Here is an 18,630-nt window from a genome sequence, read left to right as displayed (position 1 = left end):
TCCCCACTTTCTATCCTTGACAATTGGCCAATGCTACAGCCAGTTCCTTGGCGCTTTGATAGCGATCGCGTGGCAATTGCTCCGTAACGCGTTCGATAATCTCTCTTAACTTGGGAGTAATTGTAGGCATATTGGTCAAATCAAATCGAGAATTTAATCCTCGGTGACGATAAAATTTAAAAGGATTTTCGCCTGTGAGGAGGAAAATCAACGTTGGCCCAATGGCATACAAATCGGATTGAGTCAGAGGTTGTCCCCGTTCTTGTTCCGGAGCGCAGTAACCCTCTGCACCAATGCGAGTACCTGGTGTTGTACCAATCTCCTTAACAGCGCCAAAATCTAGCACAACTATATGATTATCAGCATTCCTTACCATCAAGTTAGCGGGTTTAATATCGCGGTGTATTAATGGTGGGTCTTGGCTATGGAGATAGTCTAAGATATCGCAAGTTTGAATCATCCAAGCGATCGCTTGGCGGGGTGTGACTGGGCCAGTAGCATAAACTCTTTTTTCCAAATCTTGCCCATGAATCAATTCCATTGCTAAGTATTTTTTACCACCAACTACAAAAAAGTCATAATACTGGGGAATACCAGAATGGTTCAAAGATTTGAGAGCATATGCTTCCCGTTCAAATAATTCTTGGGCCTTGGCAATTTTAGCCATATCAGCATTCATTTGCTTTAACACCAACAATTGAGGTTTGCCGGTGATTGAACCTACTGCATCCCAAGCAAGATAAGTAGTTCCCATACCTCCCTGTCCTAAAGTTCGCAACACCTGATATTGACGAATTTGGTGTTGAACCGACAGAGGTTGACCGCAGTGAATACAAAATAGATTATTCGGCGAGTTGCCTTCATGCTTGCAAGTGTAAGATAAACTTGCAGAAATGCTAGCCGACGACACTTGTACAGGATTATTTTCATTCACTTCGCCATTTTCTGGCGATCGCAGCCAAGTATCTGGTATCTGTTGAACTTGAAATTGTAATAGTGGCCCGCCCTGTGCCAATTGCAGTAGGGAATTATCTGGCAATGAACTTTGAATTACCAGAACACCATTCAAAAAAGTGCCATTTGTGCCTTGACTAATTACCTGCCAAGAGCCAACATTTTTGGCAGAAGTTACTTGTCTTAGCTCTAGATGATACCGCGAAACCAAACTATCAGATAAAACAACATGATTATCTGAGGCCCGTCCAATGCGAATCACGGAAGAGTCCTCAAAGCACCACTGTTTGAGTGGCGTTTTTTGTTGCGGTTCCAACAAAGTCAGAATAACCACAATACAACCTGCATAAGCTAAAAAAGAAATTAGAGGCGCTTAGGTTAGAGACTCGAGGCTAGAAGTAGAGGTTAAATAAAAATTTCACTAGTACCTCATCCCCAGTCTCCAATTCCTCAACTTTGCATATTTGGGCGCACTTTTGCCCGAATAAGTATAGCAGTAATATTGTCATGGCCATTATGTTGATTAGCTAAATCAATTAGTTCTGTAACGCCCTGTTCTAAGTGAGTACCAGAACTTAGAAAGGGTATGAGATGAGTTTGCCCATGAATTTCTAGTAAATCATTATCTGATAAACCATCTGATACCAGAACGAAGAGGCTATCTTCAGTAATCTCAAAAAACTGGATATCAGGATTGATAGAGTTTTGATCACGCGGCCCCAATGCTTGAGTTAGTTGGTAAGCATCAGGACGAGCATAAGCTATGTTTGCTTCCACTCCTCTAGAAATTTCTCTTTGACCTACTTCGTGATCTACGGTAATTTGTTCCAGTCCCCGCTTGCGTGTCAAGCGGTAAAGACGACTATCTCCCACATGAGCAACGGCAGCTTGAGTATCGTGAATTAAGAGCATGACTAAGGTAGTACCCATGCGCTTGATACCAGAACGGGCTTCTTGTTGATTGATTTCATAAATTGCTTGATTAGCTAAATACACTGCCTCACGGATGTTATCTTCTGTGGGTATTTGATTAGTAATCCAGCATTCATCAAAATATTGGCGTAGAGTTTTCACTGCCAACTCACTAGCTATTTCACCGCCCGCATGGCCACCCATCCCATCGCAAAGAATATACAAACCACAGGCGTGTAAAACTCGGCTTTTGGGTAATTCTAGCTTGTCGATTTTGGTATTAATACCAAAGCAGTCTTCATTATGATTACGTTGACGCCCTACATCAGTGCGTCCCGCATCTTCTAAGCTGCTTAGTTGCATGGACAGCACAAATGTTGGTAAGTCATCAGATCTAGTAGCAAAATCTGCTGGCTCTTCTAGTTGCAAAATGGTGGGTGCAGTGGTGCCCTTTTCTTTAATTGGGGCAACACCTGGGGTTATGGGTGTTTCTAGTTCAGCGGCAATTTCTTCTAAACGCGATCGCAACTGCTCAACTGTCTGAATTTTATTGAGTTCCAAATCTTCTAAAATTTGCACCACAGCACCAAATTGAGTCCGTTGCGACTGTCGAAATAGTGCTTGCCACACTTGTCCCAAAGCTTGAATAGTTAACGGTGGCGCCGGAATCGTCAGTGTTTCGATATCTTCATCTGTAGATAATGCGATCGCGGATTGACCATTCAGTGGTTCCACATACAAACGTTGTAGCGCTAGAGTCTGGTCTTCATCCAACCGGAGATTCGATAAATCCAACAAACTTTGACAACAATTTACTGGTTCCAAAACAGACCAGAGTTGAGTCATCTGGTAAAACCAGTGTAAAATTTGTAACGAGCTTGTTGAGTCCTCCTGCCACAATTCGATTAAATATTGCCAATTTGAGCGATCTTCGATTAGTAGAATCTGTGTATTATTTTGCTGCCAAGCATCGTGAATTGGTGGTATTGCTGAATCACTTGGGGATTGTAAGGCAATATAAGCTTTAGCAAGTTGAGAAATTCCATTAGCTTCCACTGACGGCATTACCAACCCCTGTTGCTGATGAGCAAGTACTGCCTCAACAGGTGATATTTGATACGGTTGACAATCTAACACTCTCACGCATACTTCATTGGGAGCAAAGTTGCTTTCTGCGGCAGATAGCGGTTCTAATAATTGATAACGCTGCTCTGGGTCTAAAAATGAGCCTGTCGTGAGTTGTGATAGGTAAATAGAGGAAGAAGGTGAAATTTCTGGCTCTACTTGTCCCACTTGTCCGACAGTCGTATCTTCTCTTTCTTCGCTAATCTCTCCTTCAGGTGATACCTCCGGCACCTCTTCGACTAGTATCGGTTGCTTATGGGAAAAATCCCCAAGCTCATTTTGATTCACTAGTTCCAGTTGTACCTGCTCACCAAGGGGTTCCTCAAGTTCCCCAGTTTCAATCCCGATAATAATTGCCTGCCAAACCGTTCCGCATTCTGCACCACAGTTTTGACAAAGTTGTGCATTTACAGGTACTTCGGCACTGCATTCAGGACATACCTTGTGGGTCAGGGACGCACCACAGTTTTGGCAAAATTTGTTAGTGTGAGGGTTTTCAAATGTACACTGAGGGCAAATCAGCATAGTGGAAGTTCCTTAATTCCCGTTCCAAGGTGCTTCTAGCCACTAAAATATCCAAAGTGCCACAACTACAGTAGACGTACAAAAAATTGTGGTTTTACCAGTGAATCTTGGTGGCCGTATTAATTGTGACGCATCTTAGCTAAATATTTCATATATTGGTAGCCAATTCTTCATATTCGGTTAGGGAATAGGGCACAGAACAGTCATAGGGCAAGACTTTGGGCTGTTCTACAATTCTTTTTGCTCATTTCCCTCATCCCTGATTCTTCAGACCTAATTGAATAGTAAAACAGGTAATGTTAGACCCACTTTCCACCTCTATTGTTCCTCCTAAGTGCTTAATCAGTTTTTGTACTAGTGCCAATCCTAACCCTGTACCACCCTGCTTCCACGGCTCATTGCTAGGAATACGATAAAACTTGTCAAAAATCCGTGGTAATTCAGAGTGAGGAATTTCTACACCGGAATTTATCACTTGGAATTGGATATTATCAGGTATCAATCGGGCAGAAACAGTAATTTTGGCATCTGGTGGACTAAATTTACAAGCATTAGTCAGTAGTTCTACAAAGATGCGTTCTAGACTAAATGGATCACACGCTAATGGGGGTAAGTTAGGAGCTATGTTAAGGTGCAAGTCTTGCTTACAAGCATGATGATGACGCGATTTAAATAATTCTACAACTCGCCACAGCCATTGTTGCACCTGAATTGTTTCTAATACCCAAGGCTTGGCGTTGGTATCCAAGCGTTGCAAATCTAGAAAATTATTGATTAAGTTGATTTCTCGTTCACACTCGTTATCTAAAATTTCAAAATAGCGAAATGCTTTTGAGCGTTCTGCTTGTGGCTTGGCCATTGCCGACAAAAAATTTTGCTCTCTATGCAAGGTAATTCCCAGCATTTGAATCGCCATTTTCATGTTAGCCAATGGCGTGAGTAGTTCGTGAGAAACAGTGTTAAGAAATTCTTCTTTGAGGCGATTAAGTCCTGCCATTTCCGCTAAATGTGTCTGCACCACGGTTTGACTTTGTTTGACGGCTAATGCTGCTAATTCTTGTACCTTTACTTCTGCTTGCTTATAAGCAGTAATATCTTCACACACCATCAAAATGAACGAATTTTTTTGCGGCGACTGTGCTGTATAAATTCGTTCGTTTATAGCCACTAACCCTTGATTAACGGGTGAAACACAGTTTTTATCTCCACTGGGTAACAACCGCATCATCACTTTTACCCAAACTACTTTACTAGCAGGGCAGTTTAAACGAAATTCCCCGCTAGCAGTTTGGCTTTGAGGCGTAGTTGTTAATGCCCTCATGAAGACATTAGATAGCTGTTGTTGATCTGACTCCTCAAACAAGTCAAATACAGATCTGTGAATTAATTGTTCCGGGGTATAACCCAGACAAGTTGCGCCAAACTGGTTTACAGACAAAATGATGCCAGTTGCATCCAAACTGAAATATACAGCAGGAGTTTGCTCATAAAGCTGGCGATACCACTGAAGTTCTGCTTGGGTACGACGCAGCGTTTCTGCTGTGCCAAGTTCTAAATCGGAGACTCGTTCCGGCTCCAGTTCCAAGTACACAGGCGTTGTCGGCGATATATCTTTTGGTTGGTGAGTTTGATGCCAGAGCGATCGCCTCTGGCGCTGCGCTCCGCGTAATCGCTGATTCAGGCTCATAAAACTTAAACTTGTACCCAAGGACTGATGTTAACTAGGAAGTCATAAAAAAAGAACATTATAGTTGTTTTAGACGATTTTAGGCTAAATTTAGCAAATAAAAAATTAAATAGTCTCCTTAGCTCCGGATTACATAGCTTTACATCCAATTTCTTTATCTGGTAAATATGGAGCAGGGAGTAAGGAGTAGGTACTGGGGAGAGATATTTTCATCATCTTGCTGTGTAATAAATTACACATTTAGCTAGCTAATAAGTCTTTTTATCCCTTCGTCTTAGAAACTCTTCTGTAGTTTTTAGACAAATTATGCAAAAATTGCACTTCCGTTGAGGTGAGGTCGCGCCACTGACCTAGCTGTAGACCATCTAAATTGAGATTGGCAATACTCACCCTGACTAGTCGCAATGTCGGAAACCCCACAGCCGCAGTCATTCGTCGCACTTGGCGGTTTTTTCCCTCAGTCAACGTCATTTCCAACCAAGCTGTTGGGACATTTTTGCGAAATCTAATTGGCGGATGACGTTCTGGTAAATGCGGTGCTTCTAACAACAGCCTAACTTGGGCTGGTTGAGTGCGGTAATTTTGAATATCCACACCTGTTTGTAACTTGTTTATAGCATCTACATCAGGAATGCGCTCTACCTGCACCCAGTAAGTACGTTGATGTCCAAACTGAGGATGAGCCAGACGATGCTGTAACTGTCCATCATTTGTTAATAGTAATAAACCTTCGCTATCCCAGTCCAAACGCCCTACAGGATAAACATCAGGAACTTGAATATAGTCCTTTAAGGTAACGTGTTTGGGACTTTCCTGTGTAAATTGGCTGAGGACTCCATAGGGTTTATAAAAAATAATATATTTATAGGACTTATACATTGACAGGAAAAACTAAATATAAGGAGTATATCGGTGAGAGTTCAAGGTTTTCTGCTGTTGTTGGTGTGTTTCTGCTCGGTCTATCACCCAACCAGTTGCCTTACCATGACAGCCACTCGCACGCTATTGTATTCGGTTGTCTCGATGATTTTCCGCCCAACGGTGAAATTGTGCGGTTGCTAGCAGCTTTTGCAGCCCAACCAATCAATCCTCTCCAATCGGGTTATTAGCTGGCTGGTTGCATGGAACTTATTTGCCCTAACTCAACACTCACAGTATCAAAACGGTCGTCCCCAGGGCGGTAGGACAAAACCTCTAACCCAATTGGCTCACCACTTGTCCCATCTTTTATCAAGATCACACCATCTCCCAGCTCAGTAATAATTTGATTTTTTCTTGGAATTTGCCAAAATATGCTTAATAGTTCTGTCTCCGGCTCGTAAAACACCTTTATTTGAGCCATACTGTTTCTCCCTCCTTAATCGCATCAGTTTGGTAAGCTGTGATGAGGAATCCATTTCCATTTAAGCGCCGTGCAACCGCAACAACCCAACGTTCTTCTCCTCGTACCCGATAAAACAATAATACTTCTGCATCTCGACTACTGCGTCGAACTTCGTCCAGCGTGGCTAGAGCTAATCGAACTAGCTCCTCTAACTCCTCAATATCAGGATGCTTGATGATCAAGCGTTGCCAATACTCTTCGGATGATCTAACCGTAAATCCGAGAGGCGTAAAAATTTCAAACTTCATGAAGATGCGGTAAATGCTGCTATTGCTTCAAGCGTTGCTTTTGGCGTAATCTTTGCCTGAATCCACGAACTAGAAGTTCGTAGAGTGGCTCATCTCATAAATTGTAAACACCTTCTCCGCATTCATAACCAAGGTGGTACAATTTACATTCATGCTAGGGGTGCCTGAAAATACAGGCTGAGATCAGACCCTTAACACCTGAGTCTGGCTAATACCAGCGGAGGGAAGCTGTTTATCGAGGAATTTAATATGCGGACAGAATGGGTTGCCAAGCGTCGTGGACAGAGTAATGTTACTCAAATGCACTACGCGCGTCAGGGTGTTATTACTGAAGAAATGCACTATGTCGCCAAGCGGGAAAATCTTCCTGCTGATCTCATTCGTGATGAAGTGGCGCGGGGACGGATGATTATTCCTGCAAACATTAATCACACCAATCTAGAACCGATGGCGATCGGCATCGCGTCCAGATGTAAAGTTAATGCAAATATCGGGGCTTCTCCCAATTCTTCTAATCTGCAAGAAGAAGTAGATAAGTTAAACCTAGCTGTGAAATACGGTGCTGATACCCTCATGGACTTGTCCACAGGTGGCGGTAACTTAGATCAAATTCGCACCGCTATTATTAATGCTTCACCTATTCCCATTGGCACGGTACCAGTTTACCAAGCTTTAGAAAGTGTCCACGGCACAATTGAAAATCTCACCGCCGATGATTTTCTGCACATTATCGAAAAACACGCCCAACAAGGTGTAGATTATCAAACCATCCACGCCGGGATTTTAATTGAACATTTACCTTTAGTAAGAGATCGCATTACAGGTATTGTTTCCCGTGGTGGCGGGATTCTGGCGCGGTGGATGCTACATCACCACAAACAAAACCCCCTGTATACCCATTTCAACGACATCATTGAGATTTTCAAAAGATACGATGTCTCCTTCAGTTTGGGTGATTCCTTGCGTCCTGGCTGTACTCATGATGCTTCAGATGCTGCACAATTAGCAGAACTCAAAACCCTTGGACAGCTAACCCGCAGAGCTTGGGAAGATGACATCCAAGTAATGGTAGAAGGGCCTGGACACGTACCAATGGATCAAATTGAGTTCAATGTCCGTAAGCAAATGGAAGAGTGTTCTGAAGCACCTTTCTATGTATTGGGGCCATTGGTGACAGATATTGCGCCTGGATATGACCACATTACCTCCGCAATTGGAGCTGCAATGGCTGGGTGGTACGGTACAGCAATGCTGTGTTATGTGACACCGAAAGAACATTTAGGCTTACCCGATGCTGAAGATGTCCGCAATGGTTTGATTGCTTATAAAATAGCGGCTCACGCAGCGGATATTGCTAGACATCGCCCAGGTGCTAGAGACAGAGATGATGAACTATCAGCAGCCCGTTATAACTTTGATTGGAACCGTCAGTTTGAATTATCTTTAGACCCCGAAAGAGCTAAGGAATATCACGACGAAACTTTGCCAGCAGACATTTATAAAACTGCTGAATTTTGTTCCATGTGTGGGCCGAAGTTCTGCCCCATGCAAACCAAAGTTGATGCTGAAGCATTGACAGAACTTGAGAAGTTCTTAGCAAAAGAACCTGTAGCACAAGGTTAAGTAAGATAGTTCTCTCTCGTTAAATATCGTTACTGGGGTTAACCTGGTAACGATATTAGTGTTGAGGGTAACTTTACATTAATTCAAATTTTTATATCAAAATTAATCCCTAAAAATCAATGAGTGAATCAATTGAATGGACTGCTGAAGCTGAGGCTAAACTCAAGGAAATCCCTTTTTTTGTCCGTCCTTTTGCCCGCAAAAAAATTGAACCCTATGCTGAAGAGAATAGTATATCTCTAATCATTCTTGAAATTTATGAACAGGTTAAACAACAATTTAATTAAGATTTAAATTAACATATCCACCTAAATCTTCATGATGTCAAACTATTGAGCAATGAATACAGCATCAAATAAATTAAGTCCTAACTATTCCCCATTAATTTGCTTTACCTAATACCGAAGTTTTGTTACGAAAAGAAGGAAACCGATTAATTATTGAACCTCTCTCCTTTCCTTCCTAACCACACTAGAAGACATTACAAACGATTTTCTCAATGTGGATGAAAATATGAGAGAATGTGATCGCATTACAAAATATCTCGCAAATCTTCAACTGTATTAGCAGTTTTAATTGCCTGTTGAAATGATTTTAATCGCTCCAAATCATTCACTTGAGATATTGTAGGCATCAATTCTAAACCTTCGTTGCCAAACTTCATCTCTAATAGCATCTCAATACTCAAAAATAGCTCTTCCCTTCGTCCTTGTTCTACTCCACGCTGCTCAATTTCTTTATACCAAGGCGATTCGCGTAATACAGCCATATCCCACCTCATGATTTCCTGAACTAAGGCGCTATCTAATACAAAAGTAGCAAAAAATGCTAAAACCGTCTCCAGTTGGTTTAATTGTTCATCAGCCCGGAGTATTTGTAGAGCTTCACGAATTGTAGACTCATTTTCACCACCTTTGAGAATTGGCACAAACGGCAGCAAAGATGGTAAAGGTTGTTCAAAAGCAATATTTACATCAACTTCCCACAAATTAATCACACGATAATCTTGAATTGCCCGTAAACCAGCAATATTTGATTCATAAGTGGTAGATATTTCTGCATTTGTAGTTTTGAGAATGTTGATTAATACAGGATACGTCAGCAACTTATATTTTTCTTCTGCAAGTGCGGCATAAGCACGCATTCTCCGGGGCATATCCAGTGTGGGACGCAGTTGTAATTCATTGAGAACGAGAAAATTTCCATGCTGGGGACTTTTAGCACGAATTAAAACATCACTTTCTCGACTTATCCATTGAAATTCTGAGTTGAGTATTTCCTGTGCTGTAATATCGGGAATTTGCGTTACCCATTGTACCCAATTATCAGGTGCAAGGCTAATCAAACGTTTTGTGCTGACATCTGCGGATTTTGTCATGGGGTTGTAGATGCGCCTACAAGTGGTAAAGATTAAAAACTCTGTTGGGAGAGTCGCCGCGCGACCCTAATTCCCCAATTAATTGCTTAATTCTCGATACCGTTCCTGAATATCCTTAATTGTGAACACCGCCTGAAAGTTTAACCCTACTGACTGATAAAATTCAGAGCCACCTTGTAGTCTGTCTACTAGTGAAATTACTGTATCAACTGTATAACCTGCATCTCTTAGCCGCTCAACAGCTTTCATGGCAGATTGTCCGGTAGTGACGACATCTTCCAAAACGATGACTTTTGCACCTATCGGCAAATTTGGCCCTTCAATATAAGCCTTGGTTCCATGTCCTTTGGCTTCTTTACGAATAATTAGTGCTGGTATGGGGCGATTTTCATACGCAGAAACTACACTTACCGCTGACACAATAGGATCAGCACCCAATGTTAAACCAGCAACAGCTTGGGTATCTGTAGGTAACAGGGATAAAATAATGCGCCCAATGGCTAAAGCGCCTTGGGGATGAAGAGTTACCTGCTTACCATTGATGTAGTAAGAACTACTTTGACCAGAAGATAGAACAAAATCACCTTCTTGATAAGCGAGTTGACAAAATAAGTTTAGGAGCTTGTGGCGCAGGGTTTCTAAATCAGTAGTAGCTGCACAAATATCTGATTGGGTAAAGGTTTCAGTAGTATACGTCATTACAAAACATGCAAACTTATGTTACACCAAAGGTTGAACTTATGAGAGTTCTGAATTTAAGCATAAATGAAGATTTGCCTAAAAACTGAGGAGTACAGAAGATGGGTATAAAATTTCCAAGCTTTGGTAGTTTATTAGTATTGTTAGCTGCTACTGTGGCTTTTCCTTCTGTTGTAGTTGCTGAAACAGAAACACCCAATTATGAAACCACAAACGATGTCTTTGAGCGAGCTTTTTTTAGACACGATCGCAACTTCTACGAAAATACTACCCCTAAGCGTCAACTAGACGCAATACTAGGTTCTGGTTCTGGTTTCCGTAATTCCTTTCCAGAAAATGAAATTGCCCGCGATGCTGAGTTGGTTAACACGCTTTATCGTGATGTCCTGCAACAGCAGGTAAGCAATGACCCTTATCTTCGTACTCCAGATTTACCTAATCCTTATGGTACATCTTTACTGATGTCTCCCCGCTTGAATGCTAATCAACTAAGAGTTGGGACTGAGTTCAGATTTGAAAATATGTCACAACGATAAAAAAGGTGCTGGGTGTTGGGGACTAGTACTAAAAGGCGGAAGTCCAAATTAGTCCGTAGAGTAATAGAGACAAGTATTTTGTCCTCAGCTTTCAGCACTCAAATAATCCAGGGTGCAGGAGTTGAACCTGCCTTGGGCGAATTATGAGTTCGCTGCCTCAACCGCTCGGCCAACCCTGGTCGAATATAAACTATAGCGTAATTTTACAGTCTTGTGTAGACTCAAATAAATTTTATGAGATTTTATACAACATGTTTTCTGGGAAATGGTGCAGACTAGTATTAATTAAGTTCTTTTAAAGATTGAGGTACAAAGCCTCAATGCTTTTAATATTCAATACGCTTAAAATAGACCAGCATTTTTTTTGCAATAGCTTAATCAGCGATGAAAATAAATTCCACTGTACTTCTGACTTTAATTTTGTTAGTCCTGATGCTGGGAGCAGGTTCTGTGAGTGCGCTTTTGGGTTTCGAGATGGGGAGTTCGGCACTCAAAGGTGTAAGCACACCAGATGGTCGCCCTACCAGCAAATTTCCTAGCAGTCGGACAAATGGCTCTCAACAGTTAGGGGTGGCATTATTGAAAGAAGACGAAATATTAAAAATTGTTAAGGCTCGGATTGAAGGCAAGACCAAGGCTGCTAAATCAGAGAAGCTAGAGGAAGATGATGAAGAAACCAACAGCAGTAGACAAAAGCCCCAAGAACAACCTCCAGCAGTAGTGCCAGAAAAATTCTCACCTGGTTTTCCTGTGACTGCTGAAAGTGAGGGCGTAACTTTTGCGGTGCAATCTGTTCGTTACTCTGGTGGTGATTTACTCATGAGAGTGAATATGCAGAATAAAGGTGCTGATTCTGTGCGTTTCTTGTATAGTTTTTTAGATGTTAGTGACGAAAAAGGACGAACCCTGAGTGCCAGTACAGAAGGTTTACCAGCTGAATTGCCTGCAAATGGCCCAGTAGTTTCTGGCACGGTGATCATTCCCACAGCTTTACTGGATGATGTGAATAAGATATCCCTGTCTTTGACAGATTATCCCGCTCAAAAACTGAAGCTAGAGGTGTTGGATGTTCCTGTAGAAAGGTAGGTAGGTTTAGGGATTGGGAGATGAGGAAGATCAGGAAGAAAAATTGTGATATTGGCTCACTATGCTCACGCCTGCTTCTTCTTTGTTCTACACCCTACCCCTGCACCTCTGCCTTTTTTCCATGCCCAATGCCCAAAATAGGAGCGTGAGTTTTACACGAACTTTGGCTGTGAGTGGTTTTTCTAATTTAATTTGGACGGATGTGGGGCTGCGATTGTTATCAGTGCTGTTGCTGATTGCGATCAATGCTTTTTTTGTGACGGCAGAGTTTTCCATGGTGAATGTCAGGCGATCGCGCATCCATCAGCTGGTGCAAGCTGGTGACATTCCGGCGATCGCTGTTGAAGGACTACAACGTAGTATCGAAAGACTATTATCTACAACTCAGTTGGGTATTACCCTTTCTAGTTTGGCCCTGGGATGGATCGGCGAAAGTTCCATTGCCGTACTGGTGGATCTATGGCTAAAATCTTGGCCTTTACCTACAGGGATGAGTAATTTAATCGCTCATTCCCTATCAATACCCATCGCCTTTTTCTTGATTACCTATCTACAAATTGTTTTAGGTGAACTATGTCCTAAATCAGTAGCGATGCTTTACTCAGAGGATCTGGCAAGATTTTTGGGGCCCTCGGTAAAAGCAATCATGCGCTTTTTCAGCCCCTTCATCTGGGTTCTCAACCAATCAACCAGTTTTCTGCTGCGGCTTTTTGGCATCGAATACACTGGACAAAGTTGGCGATCGCCTGTGACTCCTGAAGAATTGCAACTAATTATTTCTACTGAACGAGAATCTACTGGTTTACAACTTTCAGAGCGAGAATTGCTCAACAATGTGTTTGAGTTTGGGGATGTGATGGCCCAAGATGTGATGATTCCTCGTACGGGCATTGTAGCTTTACCCAAAAATGCCACTTTCCAGACCTTACTTCAGGAAATGATCACTGCTGGTCACTCACGTTATCCCATCATTGGCGAATCTTTAGACGATATTCGCGGTATAGTGTATTTTCGAGACTTGGCACAACCATTGGCCATGGGAAAACTGACTCCAGAAGTACATATCCAACCTTGGATGCGTCCTGCCCGATTTGTACCAGAACACACGCCTTTAAGTGAACTCTTGCCGATGATGCAGCAAGAGAAACCCGCAATGGTGATAGTAGTTAACGAATTTGGTGGCACTGTGGGATTGGTAACCATCCAGGATGTGATTGCAGAAATTATCGGCAACGCTGGCGAACCTGATAACAGTGATGACTTACTGATTGAGATGTTAGATAAGCAAACTTTTTTAGTGCAAGCCCAGATTAACTTAGAAGACCTCAATGAAGTTTTGCATCTCAATTTGCCTCTAACCAAGGAATATCAGACCTTAGGAGGTTTTGTGCTGTACCAATTACAGAAAATCCCCACTAAAGATGAAATATTTCACTATGAAAATCTTGAATTTACCATAACATCAGCCGTCGGCCCACGCTTGCATCAAATTCAGGTGCGACGCTTGGAGGCAGAGTGATCAGGAATATGAGGGAAATGAGGGAGATGGCGAGAAAAGTATGTATTATTTGTGATTAATTATTAGTTGTTAGCCTCTTGACATTGACTAATGACCATTGATTTACCCTGAGCGTAGCCGAAGGGCTAATGACTAATGACTAATAGAACTATTTTTATACTTGTGTTTGCTAGTGTGAGTTTTTTAGGTGGCTGTGTTGGCTACCCCCGCCTAGTTAATTATCCTTTTGATCCTGGTGGTCGCGGTCTTAACAGTCTGGCTTCAGAACTCAATCCCCAAATTTCTGGGAGGTATATTGTGTTTACGAGCGATCGCCGGGGTAGCCAAGATGTTTATATGTTTGATACGCTGACACGTAGTTTGGTTGATTTACCAGGTTTAAATTCTTTAGATACCATCGCCTCTCATCCTAGTGTGGCTGAAAACGGTCGTTATGTTGTTTTTACTGCTAGTCGTCAAGGCCGTTCAACTATTTTTCTCTATGACCGAGAAACACGCCAATCCAGAAATTTAACGGGTAACCTGCAAGCAGAAGTTCGCCACCCTACTATTAACGCTGATGGTAGCAGGATTGCTTTTGAGTATAGTAACAATGGGCAATGGGATGTTTTAGTTTATGAGCGTTCTGGGCAACCATTGAATATTCCTCAAGATCCGCGTTAGAGGCGCTTAGGCTAGAGGCTTATTCCTCAATCTCCTCAGCCTGCACAGATTCAATGAGCGATCGCACTTGTTGAGTTCCTGGGGACGATTCAAAGGATAATGGGAATTTACCCCTGGCTATCATCCGCAAGCCCAAGGGTGCAAGACTGAGTAATCCTTTCAAGTCTCGAAAGTAGTTACCCACTACTTGGATGCCAAATTTACGTTCATCGATCCAACCACCTTCTTTGACTAACTCTATTAATACTTTGCGGTGGCGAATTGAGCGACTATCGTCGGCTTGTTTACGGTCGAGAATTTCTTGTTTAATTTTAGTGATTTGCTCTAATGGTGCTACCTCCATTGGGCAAACTGAATCACAGTAAAAACAACGGGTACAACCCCACACTCCTTTAGTACCTTTGTTGTAATTTTCTAAGCGATTTTCAGTTTCACTATCACGAGAGTCGGCGACCATGCGATAAGCCTTGGCTAAGGCGTGAGGCCCGACAAAATCTGAATTAACTTCACGGGCATTGCATTCAGAGTAGCAAGCACCACACATGATACAATTGCCAGTCTGATCGAGGCGCGATCGCTCTAATGGTGTTTGTAAAAACTCTCTTTCTGGGACTTGTCGTGCTGCGGTACTCACATAAGGAGCTACAGCCTCTAAATTATCCCAAAAAGTACTCATATCTACGACTAAATCTTTAATCACAGGCATATTACCTAGAGGAGCTATTGTAATTTCCGAAATAGTCTTTGTTTGATTTGCCGTAGCAGATATTTGTTCCAATCTGGCAAGTTCACTGCCAACATTTTCTTTACAAGCTAAAGCCGAACGCCCATTGATTCGCATAGCACAGCTACCACAAATGGTATTTCGACAATTTTTGCGAAATGCCAGCGTTCCATCTTGTTCCCACTTAATTTGATTGAGGCAGTCCAAGATTGTATTACCAGGTTCTGCATCTAACAGATAAGTTTTTACAACAGGAGAGGAATTTTGTTGCTGCCGAATGATCTTAAATAGAATTTCCATTACTACCAACCAAAGACTTAAAATTGCATTACCAGCCTGAAAAACCTTGAGTTAAGGCAGACGATTGCAAAAATTCTGCTAAATATACTGTTGTTGCCCTTAATTCAGAACCAGGTATTAAGAGGCTGATGATAAAAGAGCAACTGATTCTAGTTTAAGGATAACCATTAAAATTTGTTTTGAAGAAGCCCAGTAGCAGAGATTAGTCTGAATATTCAAACCCAAACGCCAAAAAAGGTAATTGTGGCTTCGTGTTCAATTTGCCTGTTTGAAGCCGCAAGGACAAGTAAGTGGATCACAGGAGAACGACTAAGGTTGATCTGCTGCTTAGTGAATATATCTAACCTAACTAACTGCACCAATGCTTCTCAATAAATCTTGATGTCAACAGTATTTAGTGGTATTGCTAGGAAAATCCCTCATATAGTCATGAAAGCAGATTTTTTGGTTATGGTAGGACTCCTATTTGATTTTTCTTAGCGTAGCCTGTACTTTGGGTTTACGAAACTAAGTACAGATCATACTTTCTTAACTGTTCTCTGTTCGGTGACACGCAAATAAATTTAAGAATCAAACCGGATTACTATATAAATGATAAATATCTGGTCATGGCAATAAAGCATTTGCAAGATGTAGATAAATTTATTCTTCCCCAAGACAGACGTTTAAAATACCTTACCGCTTTTTGTCTCATGACAATCAGCCGGGAAGTCAATCCTTACTACTTTTTGTCTGTGTTCAATCAAGAAAATCTGGGATTCAACTCAATTTTCAAAACTGCTCGTCTAATTTTAGATTAATTTTTATAAAAGTCATGCGGCAATACTCTCTAGGATAATAAAGCAAAAGGAAAATCCTCAGCGCTTTTTGCCTCCCTAAGTCCAGAGATTTAGATAAAACTTTACGCGCAAGTTAATTTTAAAACTAAACAATAATTTTGCTATTATTAGTCCATGCTAGTATTTAATATAAAATTACGAAGTAACAAATCCAGTATCAATAGCCGTATAAGCGCGGCTAATGCTGCTTTGTTGATTCGTAATGTAGAGACAATAAATTTCATGTCTCTACAGGCAGGATAAAAGGTGAATATCCGTCAGACCCTGTTTAAATACTAAGCTGTCCTAAGCTTAGGAGGGAGAGTAAGGAAAGCCTTACAACTCAAGGGCAATAAAGACAAGCACTGGAAGTAGAAAGCCCACAATTTATTGGGTCTACGACTTATTTGTAGTAGAACTCTAACAAGTTGTAAAAGTGGCTGTAAGTCACCCTGCTACAGTAGCGCCAAAAGAAAAAAAAATTTATTTCTGATGGCGAATAATCGTTAAAAGTGCCGTAAAATCACCGAAATTAATGCCTGTGACAACCATGACGTTTAATATGTTGTGGGTAATCATAATATAGGCATTTGTAGCTCATCCTATCAGTAGGAATTTACTTCTCACCCTAGGGGTGTGAGTATCTCTGTGCAGATGATAAAAAATCAAATACTGCCATGAGACAACATTGTTTATCAGTTTGGAGAGAGTAAGGAAAACTTGAGCATAATGACTGAAACTGCAACCGCACCATTAACTGGAAAAGCACTGCTTGCTAAGGTAAAAGAACTTTCTAATTTACCACGTCGAGAAAGAGCCAAGCAATGCGGCTATTACACTGTTACTAAAAATAATCAGGTTCGTGTCAATCTGACAGATTTTTATGATGCTTTGCTATCGGCTAGAGGAATTCCCCTCAGTCCAGAAGCACCAAAAGATGGCCGTGGTCGTGAACCGACATATAGAGTGAGCGTTCATCAAAATGGTCAAATTGTGATTGGTGCTACCTACACCAAGGCCATGAACTTAAAACCTGGAGATGAGTTTGAAATCAGACTGGGATATAAGCACATTCACTTGATTCAACTCGGTGAAACTGATAAAAAATTAACCCCAGATGATGTAGACATTGACGAATCAGACGAAGATTTGGAAGACGAAGAGTAAATTTACTGCGCGTCGGGATAAGTTAACAAGAAATAATTTAGGAGTCAGTCGCCAGAATTCAGCATCAGTTCTGTGCAACTGATGGGCCAATAGATGATTTCCAGACACCACTAAATCTATCATTTGGTGGTCTTAATCGTCTGCCTGTTACATTCCACATTTGGCATTTTTCTACAAAACTTATTCTGGCTCTGACAGTAAATTAGCAATTCTATTGAAGAATTTTGTTACGTATAAATGCGATTAGACCGCTTGCAAAAATTACAGACTCTAGTAGAGTCTTGAATAATAAGCAAGAAGTCTATCGTGTTTTTTTTGTGTCTATTTTGATAAATTACTTGGAACCATCAATCAACTCCCTACGAGTATTGATGGCAGATGCATCAGGACTAGTTGTAGTGGTGGCCTTTTTTGTTTGCTGGATAGGATGCTGGTTACCAATAGCAACAATAATAGCGATACCTTCGGTAAGCTCCGCTAACGCACTTCATTGGCGACCCGGTAAACCTTTACAATCAGAGCAGAAATTACCCTTATTAGTGTCACTTTACTTATTAGCTCCCCTAGTTCTCTGGGGAGTTATTTGGCTAACTGATCAATCTTTCTCAGATTACGGCTTTGCAGGAAATCTTTCGCTGCTGGGTTCCTTAGCACTGGGTTTTGGGTTGGGAGTAATTAGTCTAGCGATGATGTTTACCTGCCAATTTTGGCTGGGCTGGTGCCATTTAGAAAAGTCTAATATCAACTTAATACCATCCATCTTGCCAACCATTTTATTGATAGCGTTATTGGTTGGAGGTATAGAAGAGTTAGTTTTTCGTGGTTTTTTGTTAACTGAATTAGAACGTGACTATCCTATTTGGGTAGCAGTAGCACTTTCTAGCTTAATTTTTGCTCTATTACACCTGGTTTGGGAACAGCGTGAAACCATACCCCAAATCCCTGGATTATGGCTAATGGGAATCATGCTGGTGTTAGCCAGGATTGCTGATGGCGGTAGTTTGGGCATAGCGTGGGGACTACATGCAGCCTTGATCTGGGCGATCGCTACTGTAGATACCGCAGGACTAATTACTTACACCGGTAAAACGTCGGAGTGGTTCACTGGCAAAAATAAAAAACCCCTCGCTGGAGCGGCGGGAATTATTTGTGTATTGGTTACTGGATTAATTCTGTGGTTGTTGTCTGAATATTAATTTTGTAGTTAGAGGCTCTAGTTCTTGGAACCCTTTGAATGCTCACTAAAGCATTTACGACCAACCTATATTTTCTGAAAACTTTT

19 protein-coding genes, 1 tRNA gene and 1 riboswitch are annotated in these 18,630 nt (G+C 41.5%); of the genes, 10 read left to right on the top strand and 10 right to left on the bottom strand.

What is annotated here, in order from left to right; translation table 11 throughout:
• Positions 1-10 precede the first annotated feature (10 nt).
• From ACM0OT_RS08445 to ACM0OT_RS08430, 4 genes are all read right to left on the bottom strand, one after another.
• Positions 11-1,288, bottom strand: coding sequence for a protein kinase domain-containing protein (locus tag ACM0OT_RS08445; protein ID WP_414563920.1), 1,278 nt, complete (start codon positions 1,286-1,288; stop codon positions 11-13).
• A 116-nt stretch (positions 1,289-1,404) separates the two neighbouring features.
• Positions 1,405-3,516: a serine/threonine phosphatase gene (locus ACM0OT_RS08440; protein ID WP_414563919.1), complete on the bottom strand. Its 2,112-nt coding sequence runs from the start codon at positions 3,514-3,516 to the stop codon at positions 1,405-1,407.
• A gap of 253 nt (positions 3,517-3,769) precedes the next feature.
• The gene (locus ACM0OT_RS08435) at positions 3,770-5,203 is read right to left on the bottom strand and encodes an ATP-binding protein (protein ID WP_414563918.1); all 1,434 of its coding nucleotides are present in this window, start codon (positions 5,201-5,203) and stop codon (positions 3,770-3,772) included.
• A 261-nt stretch (positions 5,204-5,464) separates the two neighbouring features.
• The gene (locus tag ACM0OT_RS08430) at positions 5,465-6,082 is read right to left on the bottom strand and encodes an rRNA large subunit pseudouridine synthase E (RefSeq protein ID WP_414563917.1); all 618 of its coding nucleotides are present in this window, start codon (positions 6,080-6,082) and stop codon (positions 5,465-5,467) included.
• Between the two features lie 65 nt (positions 6,083-6,147).
• Here ACM0OT_RS08430 and ACM0OT_RS08425 point away from each other — a divergent pair, with 65 nt between their 5' ends.
• Complete coding sequence (locus ACM0OT_RS08425; protein ID WP_414563916.1) at positions 6,148-6,312, top strand: hypothetical protein; 165 nt, start codon at positions 6,148-6,150, stop codon at positions 6,310-6,312.
• Here the strand turns inward: ACM0OT_RS08425 and ACM0OT_RS08420 are convergent.
• Together ACM0OT_RS08420 and ACM0OT_RS08415 are read right to left on the bottom strand one after the other, a co-directional pair.
• A complete protein-coding gene (locus ACM0OT_RS08420) occupies positions 6,309-6,545 on the bottom strand; it encodes a hypothetical protein (protein ID WP_414563915.1) in 237 nt (78 codons plus the stop codon). The genes ACM0OT_RS08425 and ACM0OT_RS08420 overlap by 4 nt on opposite strands.
• Positions 6,533-6,835, bottom strand: coding sequence for a hypothetical protein (locus tag ACM0OT_RS08415; protein ID WP_414563914.1), 303 nt, complete (start codon positions 6,833-6,835; stop codon positions 6,533-6,535). The genes ACM0OT_RS08420 and ACM0OT_RS08415 overlap by 13 nt, the downstream gene beginning before the upstream one ends.
• Positions 6,836-6,981: 146 nt before the next feature.
• A riboswitch (TPP riboswitch) is annotated at positions 6,982-7,078 on the top strand.
• A gap of 6 nt (positions 7,079-7,084) precedes the next feature.
• Here ACM0OT_RS08415 and thiC point away from each other — a divergent pair.
• Entirely contained in the window at positions 7,085-8,458 is a 1,374-nt protein-coding gene (gene thiC, locus ACM0OT_RS08410; RefSeq protein WP_414563913.1) for a phosphomethylpyrimidine synthase, read from the top strand.
• A 119-nt stretch (positions 8,459-8,577) separates the two neighbouring features.
• Entirely contained in the window at positions 8,578-8,745 is a 168-nt protein-coding gene (locus tag ACM0OT_RS08405; RefSeq protein WP_414563912.1) for a PCP reductase family protein, read from the top strand.
• A gap of 245 nt (positions 8,746-8,990) precedes the next feature.
• Here ACM0OT_RS08405 and ACM0OT_RS08400 read toward each other — a convergent pair whose 3' ends face one another.
• Positions 8,991-9,836 carry an Rpn family recombination-promoting nuclease/putative transposase gene (locus ACM0OT_RS08400; RefSeq protein WP_414563911.1) on the bottom strand — a complete coding sequence of 282 codons (846 nt, stop codon included), beginning with the start codon at positions 9,834-9,836 and terminating at the stop codon, positions 8,991-8,993.
• Between the two features lie 78 nt (positions 9,837-9,914).
• Positions 9,915-10,535: an orotate phosphoribosyltransferase gene (gene pyrE, locus ACM0OT_RS08395; protein ID WP_414563910.1), complete on the bottom strand. Its 621-nt coding sequence runs from the start codon at positions 10,533-10,535 to the stop codon at positions 9,915-9,917.
• Positions 10,536-10,636: 101 nt separating this feature from the next.
• Here pyrE and ACM0OT_RS08390 point away from each other — a divergent pair, with 101 nt between their 5' ends.
• Positions 10,637-11,071 (top strand): hypothetical protein, encoded by a 435-nt coding sequence (locus ACM0OT_RS08390; RefSeq protein ID WP_414563909.1) that lies wholly within the window; start codon positions 10,637-10,639, stop codon positions 11,069-11,071.
• A 106-nt stretch (positions 11,072-11,177) separates the two neighbouring features.
• Here ACM0OT_RS08390 and ACM0OT_RS08385 read toward each other — a convergent pair.
• Positions 11,178-11,250, bottom strand: a tRNA-Ile gene (locus ACM0OT_RS08385).
• 205 nt (positions 11,251-11,455) lie between these two features.
• Between ACM0OT_RS08385 and ACM0OT_RS08380 the strand changes: the two genes are divergently transcribed.
• The 3 genes from ACM0OT_RS08380 to ACM0OT_RS08370 all read left to right on the top strand — a co-directional run bounded on the left by ACM0OT_RS08380 (position 11,456) and on the right by ACM0OT_RS08370 (position 14,339).
• Positions 11,456-12,157 (top strand): hypothetical protein, encoded by a 702-nt coding sequence (locus ACM0OT_RS08380; RefSeq protein WP_414563908.1) that lies wholly within the window; start codon positions 11,456-11,458, stop codon positions 12,155-12,157.
• 145 nt (positions 12,158-12,302) lie between these two features.
• Positions 12,303-13,676, top strand: a complete 1,374-nt coding sequence (locus tag ACM0OT_RS08375; protein ID WP_414563907.1) for a hemolysin family protein — start codon at positions 12,303-12,305, stop codon at positions 13,674-13,676.
• Between the two features lie 135 nt (positions 13,677-13,811).
• Positions 13,812-14,339, top strand: coding sequence for a TolB family protein (locus ACM0OT_RS08370; RefSeq protein WP_414563906.1), 528 nt, complete (start codon positions 13,812-13,814; stop codon positions 14,337-14,339).
• A 19-nt stretch (positions 14,340-14,358) separates the two neighbouring features.
• Here ACM0OT_RS08370 and ACM0OT_RS08365 read toward each other — a convergent pair whose 3' ends face one another.
• Positions 14,359-15,363, bottom strand: coding sequence for a succinate dehydrogenase/fumarate reductase iron-sulfur subunit (locus tag ACM0OT_RS08365; RefSeq protein ID WP_414563905.1), 1,005 nt, complete (start codon positions 15,361-15,363; stop codon positions 14,359-14,361).
• Between the two features lie 608 nt (positions 15,364-15,971).
• On the opposite strand from ACM0OT_RS08365, the gene ACM0OT_RS08360 reads away from it, so the two are divergent.
• From ACM0OT_RS08360 to ACM0OT_RS08350, 3 genes are all read left to right on the top strand, one after another.
• Entirely contained in the window at positions 15,972-16,163 is a 192-nt protein-coding gene (locus ACM0OT_RS08360) for a hypothetical protein (protein ID WP_414563904.1), read from the top strand.
• Between the two features lie 747 nt (positions 16,164-16,910).
• Positions 16,911-17,348, top strand: a complete 438-nt coding sequence (locus ACM0OT_RS08355) for an AbrB family transcriptional regulator (protein ID WP_414546033.1) — start codon at positions 16,911-16,913, stop codon at positions 17,346-17,348.
• Positions 17,349-17,719: 371 nt separating this feature from the next.
• Entirely contained in the window at positions 17,720-18,544 is an 825-nt protein-coding gene (locus ACM0OT_RS08350) for a lysostaphin resistance A-like protein (RefSeq protein ID WP_414563966.1), read from the top strand.
• The last annotated feature ends 86 nt before the right edge of the window (positions 18,545-18,630 follow it).

This window comes from Anabaena sp. CCY 9613 (assembly GCF_963920895.1).
In the GTDB taxonomy this organism is placed as follows: Bacteria; Cyanobacteriota; Cyanobacteriia; order Cyanobacteriales; family Nostocaceae; genus Cyanocohniella.
The sequence above is the reverse complement of the archived record's forward strand: the minus strand, read 5'-3'. Positions and strand labels throughout refer to the sequence as shown.